Genomic DNA, 12469 nt, shown 5'->3' with positions numbered 1-12469 from the left:
GCACGCCGCCTCCTGTTGCTCATGCCTCGGTTTTTTTCGGGCTCGAACCAAACGACGCGAAACGCTTGTTGAACCCGGCGATCCGCCCTTCGGCCTGGGTCTTGCGCTGTTGGCCGGTGTAGATCGGGTGCGACGCGCTGGATACGTCCAACGGGATGTACGGGTAGGTGTTGCCGTCGCTGTGTTTATGGGTGCGGTCGCTGTCGGCCGTGGAACCGATCAGGAAGAACACGTCGGCGGCGGTATCGTGGAACAGCACGGTGCGGTAGTCGGGGTGGATACCAGCTTTCATAAGGCCTCCGGGGCATTTGGGTGCGAATATGCGTTATACAGTAACATAAATGATACACCCAAACGAGAACGGATTGCAATAAGCACAGACCTGTCAGAACTCACAGTAGACGTTGTTGGCTGTTAACCAGACACTCCATCCAAGCCCGTTGCCTTGGAACGCACGTATGGAGCGTCGACTGCTGATCCTGCTGCTCACTTACCTACCATTGGTGGCGATGGCCCAGGATGATGGGGTCGAGCACTTACTGGCGCAGATGACCCTTGAAGAAAAAGTGGGCCAACTGACGCTGTTACAAATAGTGGACACCCCTGACGGGGCTATCATTGATCTGCTAGGCCAGAAACACCTGGCGATGACTGATGTTGGCGCAGTGCTAAGCGCCAGCGGTGCAGAAAAAACCCGTCAATTGCAGCGTCTGGTGGTGGAAGGCTCGCGACTGCATATTCCTTTGCTCTTTTCTCAAGACGTCATTCACGGTTTTTGCACGATGTTCCCGGTACCACTTGCCGAAGCCAGCGCCTGGGAGCCTGAACTCACCCAGCGCACCGCGCATGCCACCGCAGTGGAGGCGACGGCCAATGGCGTGCACTGGACGTTCGCGCCGATGATCGATATCACTCGCGACCCACGCTGGGGACGCGTGGTGGAGGGCTCGGGAGAAGACCCGTTTTTGGGCTCGGCTATGGCGACGGCGCGAATCAAGGGTTTCCATGGGGACGGGCCGACCAGTACGGCGTTCATGTTAACCACCGCCAAACATTTCGTGGCATACGGCGCTGCCGAAGCAGGACGCGACTACAACACCGTAGACCTGTCGCAACGCACGCTGTGGGAAGTCTACCTGCCCCCCTTTCAAGCCGCCGTTCAGGCAAGCGTCGATGCCATCATGCCGGCTTTCAACGAACTTGATGGGCTGCCGATGGCCAGCAACCAGGCACTGCTTGACGGTGTGCTGCGTCGGCGATGGGGATTTTCGGGAATGATCGTCTCGGACCATGACGCACTGTCGGAATTGATCACCCATGGCATTGCAGCGACGCCCCTGGACGCGTCACGTCAAGCGATAGGCGCAGGCCTGGAGATAGAAATGGCCAACCAGTTTTTCAGGCAGAACCTGCCCTACCTGGTGAGTAACGGCCAAGTGCCCATGGCGACCGTGGACAACGCCGTACGCCGCGTACTCAAGGCCAAGCAACGGCTGGGCCTGTTCGATGATCCTTATCGCTACAGTGATACAACCCGGCAACGCTTGCTGTCCCAAACCCCGGAAGCCCGCGCACTAGCCCGAGAAGCCGCACAAAAGTCCATCGTGCTGCTGAAAAATGCCGATTCATTGCTGCCCTTGTCGAAAGAGCTACACAATATTCTGGTCGTCGGCAGCCTCGCAACGGATACCGCTACGAGCCTGGCCCCCTGTATGACTGCGGGGCAACCCATTGGGACGACCTCAATTCTGCAAGGCATACAGAACGCCACCTCCCCCACCAGTCGAGTAGTCTACGTACCCGGTGCATCACCTTCGAGCCAGGACACCCAGGGTATTGCAGCGGCACAAAACGCTGCCCAAGACGCCGATGTGATCGTCGCGGTATTGGGTGAAACCTCAAACATGAGCGGCGAAGCCAACAGCCGCGCCAGCCTGGATCTGCCCGGTGCCCAGAATGCCCTGTTGCGGGCTCTCCTGAAAACCGGGAAGCCCGTGGTCGTTATCCTGATGAATGGGCGCCCACTGGTATTGACCGGCACTGTCAAGCGGGCACCGGCTATCATCGAATCCTGGTTTCTGGGTACTGAAGCAGGTAACGCCGTAGCCGATGTGCTATTCGGCGACATAAACCCCAGCGGCAAACTGCCCATGACCTTCCCCCGCAGCGTGGGGCAGGTTCCCATCTACTACGCGCACAAAAACACCGGACGCCCGATTGTTGGCAAGGACGACACTTGGAGATCGCGTTACATCGATCAACCCTCGACCCCGTTATACCCTTTCGGTTTCGGCCTGAGTTACACCACGTTCAGCTACGGCACTCCTCAATTGAGCAGCTCGCGCCTCAGCTCCAGCCAAACCTTGACTGTACGGACCAACGTCACCAATACCGGCCCACGCGCAGGCGATGAAATTGTTCAGTTGTACCTGCGGGACAATGTCGCCAGCGTCACCCGCCCTGTGCGCCAGTTACGCGGCTTTCGCAAAGTGCATTTAAGACCCGGCCAAACCCAGCAGGTGGTTTTCACCCTCGATGAAAATGACTTTGCAGTGCTGGATGCGGGTTTTGAGCCAAGGGTGGAAGCCGGCACCTTCACCCTGTTCGTTGGGGGTGATTCAACCACCGACAACCGGGCCCACTTCGAAGTCACTGATAGCCGCAAGCTCTCTATATCGGGCCAGTCCGTCTCACCCAACATGTCAAATTGAACATTCCCACAGGTTGTCTAGGGTTTCCTTACAGGCGCAGAATGCCGTACCGACCAAAAGAGTCTGAACCCAAGGAAACCGTATGAGCCTGTCCTTGCTAAGCCGTTACGCCTTCTTTGCCGTGTGCGTCATGTTCACCCTTGCCAGCCTCCCCTTTATCGAACACGAATGGCTGTGGCCGATCACGGTGGTCACCGGCGTGTTGAGCCTGATCGGTCTCTTCGATCTGCTGCAAAGCCCCCACGCCGTGCGCCGCAACTACCCGATCCTGGGCAATATCCGCTACCTGGTGGAAGCCATCCGCCCGGAGATCCGCCAGTACCTGCTCGAATCCGACAGCGACGCCCTGCCCTTCTCCCGCGCCCAGCGCTCGCTGGTCTACTCGCGGGCGAAGAACGAAAGCGCCGACAAACCCTTCGGCACCCTGATCGACGTGTACCAGTCGGGCTTCGAATTCATCGGCCACTCCATGCGCCCGGCACCGCTCAGCGACCCCAGCGCATTTCGCGTGATGGTCGGCGGCCCGCAGTGCACGCAGCCGTACTCGGCCTCGGTGTTCAATATCTCGGCGATGAGCTTTGGTTCATTGAGCGCCAACGCGATTCGTGCGCTGAACCAGGGCGCCAAGCTCGGTAACTTCGCCCACGACACCGGCGAAGGCAGCATCAGCCCCTACCACCGCGAAAACGGCGGCGACCTGACCTGGGAACTGGGCAGCGGTTATTTCGGCTGCCGCACCAGCGATGGCCGTTTCGACCCGGAGCGCTTCGCCGTGCAGGCGCAGAACCCGCAAGTGCGCATGATCGAAATCAAGATGAGCCAGGGCGCCAAACCCGGCCACGGCGGGATCCTGCCCAAGCACAAGGTCACCCAGGAAATCGCCGACACACGCGGCATCCTGATGGGCGAAGACTGCATCTCACCGTCGCGTCACAGCGCGTTTTCCACGCCGATCGAACTGATGCAGTTCATCGCCCAACTGCGTGAACTGTCCGGCGGCAAACCGGTAGGCTTCAAGTTCTGCCTGGGCCACCCGTGGGAATTCATGGGCATCGCCAAGGCCATGCTCGAAACCGGCATCCTCCCGGACTTTATCGTGGTCGACGGCAAGGAAGGCGGCACCGGCGCCGCGCCGGTGGAGTTCACCGACCATATCGGCGTGCCGCTGCGTGAAGGCCTGCTGTTCGTGCATAACACCCTGGTGGGGCTGAACCTGCGCGACAAGATCAAGCTCGGCGCCAGCGGCAAGATCGTCAGCGCGTTCGATATCGCCAGCGTACTGGCCATCGGCGCCGACTGGGCCAACTCGGCGCGCGGCTTCATGTTTGCCATTGGCTGCATCCAGTCGCAAAGCTGCCACACCAACAAATGCCCGACCGGCGTGGCGACTCAAGACCCGCTGCGCCAGCGTGCCCTGGTGGTGCCGGACAAGGCCCAGCGCGTGTTCAACTTCCACCGCAACACCCTCAAGGCCCTGGCGGAAATGCTCGCGGCGGCGGGCCTGGAGCATCCGTCGCAACTGTCGGCCAAGCATTTGGTGCGGCGTATGTCGGCGACCGAGATCAAGCTGTTCTCGCAATTGCATGTGTTCCTCAAGCCCGGCGAACTGCTCACAGGGGAAGTGAACGGCGAGTTCTATTCGCGGATGTGGCAGATGGCGCGGGCGGATAGCTTCGAACCCCACGAAGCCAGCGCCGCGTAACATCAAGATAGCGACCCTCACCGCTGAACCGGACCATCGACGGCATCGTTGAAACAAGGAGATTCACATGCCGTTACTAGACTTCGCTGCCATCGCCGGGCAACTGCCGGACAGTTGGAGATCGACGCAGCTGGGCCGGGCGGAAGCCGGTATCGCCCACGCATGCTCGCCGGCAGCCATGGCACGCTGGTCATCATTGATGTCTAGAGACATTCAGTAATATCCAACCTTTGCAATTGCTTACAAATACCGCCAACCTGCGCCCGCCCGGCGTGCGGCGTACGACAACGCCCACGCTCACCTGTCCTTGTTAAACCTGATATTCAAGAGCCCGTAGCCATGCCTGACGGACGCGACCCACGCATCGATTTTTTTCGGGGCCTGGCGTTGATCTTCATTTTCTGGGATCACGTCCCCCACAACCCTCTCGGCCAGATCACCTTGCGCAACGTCGGTTTCAGCGACGCGGCGGAGGTGTTCGTGTTCCTCGCCGGCTTTGCCGCCGTGCTCGCCTACGGCAAGATCCTGCTGCGCGACGGCTACTGGCTGGCCAGCTTGAAAATCCTGCGACGCACCTGGGTGCTGTACGTGGTGCATATCTTTTTGCTGGCGCTGCTGATGGGCATCGTGTTCTTTGCCAACAGCCATGTGGAAACCCGCGACCTGGTCGAGGAGATGGGCCTGACGCACTTCGTCACCCACCCGCAGCAGGCGCTGACCGACGAACTGCTGCTGCGCTTCAAACCCAACCTGATGGACCCGCTGCCGCTGTATATCGTGCTGTTGGGCGGCCTGCCGCTGGTGCTGCCGATGATGATGCGCAAGGTCGAGGCCGTGGTGGCCGTGTCGCTGGCGATCTACTTGATGGCGCCGTGGATGGGCTGGAACCTGCGCGCGATTGCTGACGGCGTGTGGTATTTCAACCCGGTCACCTGGCAGTTGCTGTTCGTGCTTGGCGGCGCGGCAGCGGTGTACAGCCAGCGGCCAAAACCGGTGCAGGTACGCCCCTTGTCGCGCCAGCCGCTGTTTGTCGCGTGCGCCCTGTATGTGTTGCTGGCAGCGGTGATCACCCTGTCGTGGCGCTGGCCCGAAGTGCACGACGCATGGATGCCGGCGTGGCTCAGTGAGTGGCTGTACCCGATCAGCAAGACCGATTTGTCACCGGTACGGCTCTTGCACTTCCTCGCCCTGGCCTACGTCACGGCGAAGCTGTTGCCCCACCACGGCTGGACGCAGAACCGTGTTGCCACTGAGGTCTGCCGCATGGGCCGCTATTCCCTGGAAGTGTTCTGCCTGGGGGTGGTGCTGGCGCCCTTGGCAGACATGCTCAACGCCTTGGCCAACGATGCAGTGGCCATGCAACTGACCACCGCCGTGGCCGGTGCGCTGTTGATGGCGGGCCTCGCCGTCTGGCTGGACATGCTCAAGCGCCTGGACTCGGCCCCCAAGCCCGCGCTACATAGGTAGCGCCCGGTAAAACCGGCAGGGTGATTCCATTTCCTTCCACTTCAACGGTGAAAGGAAATGGTCCATGCCAACCCATCAACTGCTCAACGGTCTGTCGGGCAACCTGCAATCGAGCGACGCCTGGGGCCAACAACAAGCCCTGGAACAGATCCGGCGCACCCTCACGCGCACACTCGACAGCCTCACCCCGGACCAACAGCGCACTTATGTAAGGCTGCAACGCGAAGCGCTCCAGGCGCTTACCGCAGTGGAGTCCGAAAACCGCAACCTGATCAACACGTTCAAGACCCAGGGGCTGGCCCGATTGCGCGAGCGCATCGGCAATCAGGACCCTCTGCACGTGTTCCTGCACACCCGCTATCTGGAGGAAGTGCAGGCGCCACTGCCCTGGGAACCGCGCACCAGCACCACCAGTCTCTCGCCGAACCTGCGGCGCTTTCGCCGCGCCTACGACGAGTGGAAGTATCGCTCCCACGTGTCCAGCCTGTCGTTGTGGGAGGCGGCCTGCCTGAATTTCGACTTCGCCACCAGCACACCGCAGCGCTCGGGGACCACCTTCATCGATGCCGCCTACCTGACGGGCAATGAAAACCCCAAGCTGACCGTCAAAGCCTTTGTCGACATCGCCCGCGACCTGGACCTCGGCGGGCAGCTGGATACCACCCTCAGGGCGACCTTGGGCAAGGACGGAAAACTGCAACGGCTGCTGCACGAGAGCACCCTCGCAAACCTCAGGTTCGAAGCCTTGGAAGCTTACCGAAACCGTGCCGTCACCGGGCTCACCCGGGAACTCTACGACCGCCTGACCCAGGCCATCGACGGCAGTGGCCCGGCACTGGAATTTGAAACACTGGGGATGAGCACCGGCGTCACGCTACTGCCAGCGGTGCCGTTCGTGCCGTCCGGTGAGACCATCCCGGTGCCCCTGTTGCTGATTCGCGTGGGCAGCCTCGGGGTGGTGTCTTATTTCCCGTTTCGTCCCGGTGGCGCAATGCACTATCACGCGGACGCCAACGCTGCCAACGCCCACTTCATGCAACAACTCAAGGACGGCCATCGCAGGCACGACCTGGGCTGGTTTTCACGGCAACTGCCGATGACCGAAATGCAGGGGTTCAAACGCCTGGACGCCAGTGAGCAGCGCCCGGAAAACCTGAGTGCCGCCGCGGGCTTCCTGTACGACACCTTCCACCGCTTGTTCCCGGCCAAGACCCTGGACGGCCTGCGCTTCACGCCAGACCCGAAACACGGGCGCACCGAAAGCCTGGCGCAAGCCCTCACCTACCGCCACGTCCAGCATTACCAAGCCAACCTCGCCACCTTGGCGACCGGTCGCTCAACCCGTGACCTGCAAGCCGTGATGGCGGGCGCCGCAGCGATTGCCGACGAAATCCTGCAGCTGCTGCTGACACCCATGCCCGGTGGTGTCACCGGTTTGAACCGGGTGATGCAGGCGGTGGTATTTGGCAGCCTGACCTACAGCGTCATCATCGGCTTCAACGAAATCGCCAGAGGCCAGGCCAACGACTTGGCCGCCGCCATGGTGGATGTGGCGGACCTGGCGATCAACGGCCTGCTGATCTCCACGGCCGGCCGGGTGCACCGGCAGCGCATCCAGGGTTTGTTGCAACGCTTGGGCAACCCGCAGAAGCTGACCCGCAGCGACGGTACCGATGTTCTATGGAAACCGGACATCGGCACGTACGCGATCCTTGATCAAAACCTGCTCAACGGGCAGACGCCAAACGCGCAGGGCGTCTACCAGATCAATGGCAGGCAGTACGCGTGGTTGAAACATGGCGAACAGCAACGGGTCGTTGAAGTCGACCATGACCCGAAGGCCCTGGGGTTTGTGCTCAAACAGGAAAACGGCAGCAATGCCGCCCCGCCAATCGTGTTCAACCCGGCCCTGCAAGCCTGGACCCTGGACCTGAAGAATGCCCACACCCTGTCGGACATCCAACTGATCGAGCGCATGCTGCCCAATGGTTCAAGCCCGGTGCCCAGGGTCGACATGGACCACATGTTGCGCAGCATTGCGCCCAGCCGCAGCACCCTGGACAGCGTATGGGCCGGGGAGCCTGCGCCCATCAACCTGATCGAAGGGGTCAGGCGCTTGCAGGTCGACCGGGTGATCGACCAGTTGATCAGCGACTTCCACCGACGCGGCTACATGCCGCCCCATGCCGATGGCGCCGTGCTGTGCCTGTTGACGCAAGTGCCTGGGTGGCCCAGCGAGGTATCCATCCAGGTGTATGACGCCCAAGGCGCCCTCATCGAAACCTATGCCACTACGGACACCCCACCGGCCACAGGCAGCATCACCCAACTCAAACGCCGTGACGATGGCACCTATATCGCCCTCGACGGCGCCGACACGACGGTCACCTCCCAAGAGCAACTGTTCGAGCTGATCATCAATCAACAGCCTGCAAATTCGCTACTGGGCAGGGAAGGCAGCCCGAACCTGACCCCTGCTCAACGCATCGCCCGGGTGCGCCTGCAAATCAGCGAGTTGGCCCAGACCCACCGACTGGCACTGTTCAGTGCGTTGTACCGGCATGCCGGATACGCCCGGCACGAAGTACCCGCCGGGGATGCCGCGCGCGCCTTTACCCCGCTGAAGGTCGCCCCACCGCTGGTGCCCATCACGCCCGTGCTGCGCAAACTGCGCGACAGGTTCACCCCACTGACCCCGGCCAACCTGGCACAGCTGCTGGAGGAAGTGCCTTTGAACGCGAACCAGCAGGCGACCTTCGAGCAAAATGGTTCGTTGCCGCAGCCGGTACGTGACCACCTGGAACATCACCGCGCCGCGCTGCGTATCGATGTGGCCCTCGACAGCCTGTACCACCCGCGCGTGTTCCATGCCGACAACGATCAATGGGCCCGGGAGTTCGCCGCCAACCTGCTGCGCGACCTCCTGGATCGGCACTTCGTCGTCACTGAAATGGCCACCGACCAGGCCGCCCCACGCTATGTATCCACAGGCCCCGACGACACCACGGTCGAGCTGCTGCATTACGGCCAGGGCCGCTATGAAGCGTACGACATGCGCAACGGCGGGCCGATCCCGGTGTCGCCGGCCGTCGACAGTTTCTACCTGGCGATCGGCTCGGTGCTGCAACCCCACGAGCGGCTGAAACTGGGCATGCAATCAGCCTCTGATGCACGGGGGCTGCGTAACACACTCGGCAATCTGATGAGTGCCCAACGCAGCCCGCGCGGCTATGTCAGCCTGCTCGACCTTTCGCTGCGCCAGTACGAATACGATGGGGTACTGCCAACGGGTGCGCAGCCCAACGCCAAGGGTCTCTACGATCTGGACGGGCAGCACCTGTTGCCGCTCTACGGCTCGCTGTACCCGATCGAGTTTGACACCCGCGTGTTGAAGTGGCGGCTCAAGCACCCCAGCAAGGTCGGCGTCGATACGCCGCTGCTGGAACACAACGGGCGTGGCGCCTGGCGGCTGTCCAGCGAAAACCCGATGACCTGGAGCGACCATCGCCTGCTCTATCGCCTGGGCGCCCAGGAGTACAACGTCGACGAGCGCACCGCCACGCGCATCCTAAGAATCACGGGCACGCCTGCTCGCGCGCTGCGCGAGGTGCACAGCACCCACCAGGCACCGCCGCCGTTATTGGAAGACACGTGCAAACGCTTTCGCATCGAGCGCGACATCCTGCACTTTATCCAGGCCATGAGCACCTACTCCGCCACGCAGAATGCCCGACCTTCCCTGCAGTTGCTGCTCGCCAGCCGCCTGCCCAATTGGCCTGGCAGCCACCGCCTGGAGATCGTCGACAGCAATGGCACGGTGATTCGCCAATACCCCGCAACGCGCAACCCTTCGGCCGAGACCATACGCCTTACCGAGGCCGAAAGCCGCAGCCGCGAACCATTGAAAAAGCTGGTACGCAACGATGCGCTGATCCGCGCACTGCTCGGTGAACGGCCGGCCTCCGAGCAAGAGCGTCTGTTCAAACTGGCGAAGAAAATTGCCGAGCATGCCTACCATGAACGCGCGCAATTGTTCGACAACCTGTATGCCCAAAGCGAGCAAGGCGGCAACGTGCTGGAACAGCGCTTCAAATCGCGTTTTCCACACATGCCCCGCAGTGCGGTCACGGCCATCCTCGAACAGGCCAGCCCACAGGAGCTCAAGCAACTGCGGGATCACAGCCAAGTCGGCCTGCGCCTGGCCGAACAGGCTCGGCTCACCACCCATGACGTGCGCCTGAATCGCGCCTTCGAGGGCCTCTACCTCAAGACCCTGGCCAACCCCGACAGCGAAAAAATCACCCTGCACCTGCTCAAGGATCTGCCTGGCTGGCCGCCGCAACTGCGCCTGGACATTCACGACGGCAACGCCAACGGTCGCCTGCTGGAAAGCGCGGGCCAGCCTGCCGGCATCGACCGGCGCACACTCGCCCGGTTCAACGGTGGGTTCCACGCCTACGACAAGCAGGGCCGCTTGCTCAATGAGCCTGCCGAGGTCGGCAGCGACTTGCTCAATGCCATCAGCCTGTTGCTGTCGGACGCCGAGTGCAAGGCATTGGGGATCGTCGATGGCGGCGACCTGTCCCCGGTGCAACACACCATCGCCGAACTGGCGCTGAACCAGCGCATCGCTATCAAGGAACTGCTCGGCCTGCCCCATATCCCGTATTGGCTGCAACCGCCGATGCGGGTCGACAGTTCATTCATCGCCTATCCGTTCTCGCTACGGGGGCTCTGGCCGTTCAGTGGGAACCAACCGGTGGACCTGGTGAGCAAGGTGCGCGAACTCTATCCCAGCTTCAGCCAGTTCCGCGCACGGGAACTGATTGACAGCCTGGACATGAGCGAGCCGGCGGCCTTGATCGAACTGCAACGGCGCAAGGCCGAGTATCAGTCCCTGCAATTCGAATTGCAGCGCTGGATCGAAACAGCCCAGGCCGTCGATAACCCGGCCACCGACCCGGTGGGTTGGAACTACGGTGTACGCCGCCAGCTCGCCGATCGCATACTGCGCGCCTGGCGCCAGGAAAGCCGTGTGGCATACGAGAGTGACTCAGGCTTGTTCGACACGCATCAACTGCTGCTGCGCCTGAACGGCAACAGCCTGCCCGACCCTGACTTCATCTTGAGTACCCAAGGTTTCGAGCATATTGAATACCTGCGGATCGACGGCGACACCTTCCCGCCGACAGGCAACGCGTTCCTCGGCAAATTCACCGGGCTGACCCACTTGAAGATCGACTGCATGCTCAGTGAGCTGCCCACCAGTCTGACCCAGATGACCCAGCTTGAGCACCTGGACTTGCGCGACAACGCGATCGTACTGACAGGCGAATCCCGCCAGCGGCTGGCCAGCATGACCCGACTGAACGAGCTCCATCTGGATGGCAACCCCCTGGGGCTGACGCCGGACATCTCGCGCATGAGCCGCCTGCGAGTACTGGCGCTGCGCCAGACCAACATTGAACACTGGCCCATCGGCGCCGAAAGCCGCAGCAGTCTGCGCCACCTGCTGTTGCAGGAAAACCGCTTGACCACGATTCCCGACGCCGTATTTTCCGATGTGCGCATGGGGCCGACCAACCGCAACACCGTCCTGCATGACAATCCCTTGAGCGAGACCACCCTGGCCAGGATCCGCGACTATCGCCATCGCACCGGGATTGTCATAGGTGGAACGTTGCCGGGCATCTTGCACCAGCAGGCCATGTCGATTGACTTCAGCCGCTGGCTGGCCGGCGTGCCTGTCGAGCAGCACGCCTCACGACAGACCTTGTGGGAGCAGTTGCGCAACAACGAGGGTGCCAGCCCGGATGACACGTTCCGGGTGCTGCGCGATCTGCCCCAGTCGTATGCCTACACCCACAGCCCGGCCAGCCAGCAGGCCCTGACCGCACGGGTCTGGCACCTGCTCGATGCCATGGGGCAATCCACCGAACTGCGCGAGCGGGTGTTTCTCAACACCTACCTCGACGGCACCTGCGGCGACGGCGCCATCCTGGCGTTTATCAATATGGAAATCGAACACATCGTTCACCAGGCCCGGTCCCAGGCCGGCAGCAACCAGGCCGACCGTGAACTGCTGAACCTGGCCAGACAGCTGTTCTACCTGCGCCAGGTGGATCAATTGGCCGAGAGACACATCCAAAACCTGCGCGAAGCAGGGGTGGAACCGGACGATGCGGAAGTGAAGCTGTACTACCGGCTACGTTTTCGCGCGCAATTCCAACTGCCGATCCGTCGCGAAGAAATGCTGTATGCGGTGGAGGAATGGGTCGATGAACAGGACATCGCTGCTGCCCGTCGTACCCTGGAGGCCCTGAGCAACACCCAGGCGGCGCAGAACTCGTTATTGATGGAGGAATTCTGGATCGAATACCTGGCCCGCAGTTACCCGGAGCCCTTCTCGACCATTGAGAACGTAGTCAGTCACCAGTTGAACAGCCTGAACCAGGAGATCCCGGACAGGCGCTCGGAGGCCTACCTGGACCGTCGGCAATCCCTGGTGGAGCTGGAGATTGCCGAACGTAATCGCCTGGTACGCCAGTTGACCGAAGCGGCGCAACTGGCACAACAGCAGGTCAATTGA

The 12469-nt window shown here is 61.7% G+C and carries 6 protein-coding genes; 5 read left to right on the top strand and 1 reads right to left on the bottom strand.

Annotation, left to right across the window (positions count from 1 at the left end; all coding sequences use genetic code 11):
- Positions 1–19: 19 nt before the first annotated feature.
- Positions 20–292, bottom strand: a complete 273-nt coding sequence (locus ACZ445_RS05600; RefSeq protein ID WP_025858669.1) for a type B 50S ribosomal protein L31 — start codon at positions 290–292, stop codon at positions 20–22.
- A gap of 166 nt (positions 293–458) precedes the next feature.
- Here ACZ445_RS05600 and ACZ445_RS05595 point away from each other — a divergent pair, with 166 nt between their 5' ends.
- From ACZ445_RS05595 to ACZ445_RS05575, 5 genes are all read left to right on the top strand, one after another.
- Positions 459–2711, top strand: coding sequence for a glycoside hydrolase family 3 N-terminal domain-containing protein (locus ACZ445_RS05595; RefSeq protein ID WP_464708064.1), 2253 nt, complete (start codon positions 459–461; stop codon positions 2709–2711).
- 82 nt (positions 2712–2793) lie between these two features.
- Positions 2794–4413 carry an FMN-binding glutamate synthase family protein gene (locus tag ACZ445_RS05590; protein WP_058423811.1) on the top strand — a complete coding sequence of 540 codons (1620 nt, stop codon included), beginning with the start codon at positions 2794–2796 and terminating at the stop codon, positions 4411–4413.
- A gap of 67 nt (positions 4414–4480) precedes the next feature.
- Positions 4481–4633 carry a hypothetical protein gene (locus ACZ445_RS05585; protein WP_179029475.1) on the top strand — a complete coding sequence of 51 codons (153 nt, stop codon included), beginning with the start codon at positions 4481–4483 and terminating at the stop codon, positions 4631–4633.
- A 119-nt stretch (positions 4634–4752) separates the two neighbouring features.
- Positions 4753–5880 carry an OpgC family protein gene (locus tag ACZ445_RS05580; RefSeq protein ID WP_464708063.1) on the top strand — a complete coding sequence of 376 codons (1128 nt, stop codon included), beginning with the start codon at positions 4753–4755 and terminating at the stop codon, positions 5878–5880.
- A gap of 64 nt (positions 5881–5944) precedes the next feature.
- Positions 5945–12469, top strand: coding sequence for an NEL-type E3 ubiquitin ligase domain-containing protein (locus tag ACZ445_RS05575; protein WP_464708061.1), 6525 nt, complete (start codon positions 5945–5947; stop codon positions 12467–12469).

The sequence above is a fragment of the Pseudomonas allii genome, from assembly GCF_055380095.1.
This window is presented reverse-complemented; position numbering and strand designations above follow the sequence as displayed.

Excerpts from the sequence above, each read along its gene's own strand:
- ACZ445_RS05600 (WP_025858669.1), bottom strand. The coding sequence starts at position 292 with ATGAAAGCTGGTATCCACCCCGACTACCGCACCGTGCTGTTCCACGAT.
- ACZ445_RS05595 (WP_464708064.1), top strand. The coding sequence starts at position 459 with ATGGAGCGTCGACTGCTGATCCTGCTGCTCACTTACCTACCATTGGTG.
- ACZ445_RS05590 (WP_058423811.1), top strand. The coding sequence starts at position 2,794 with ATGAGCCTGTCCTTGCTAAGCCGTTACGCCTTCTTTGCCGTGTGCGTC.
- ACZ445_RS05585 (WP_179029475.1), top strand. The coding sequence starts at position 4,481 with ATGCCGTTACTAGACTTCGCTGCCATCGCCGGGCAACTGCCGGACAGT.
- ACZ445_RS05580 (WP_464708063.1), top strand. The coding sequence starts at position 4,753 with ATGCCTGACGGACGCGACCCACGCATCGATTTTTTTCGGGGCCTGGCG.
- ACZ445_RS05575 (WP_464708061.1), top strand. The coding sequence starts at position 5,945 with ATGCCAACCCATCAACTGCTCAACGGTCTGTCGGGCAACCTGCAATCG.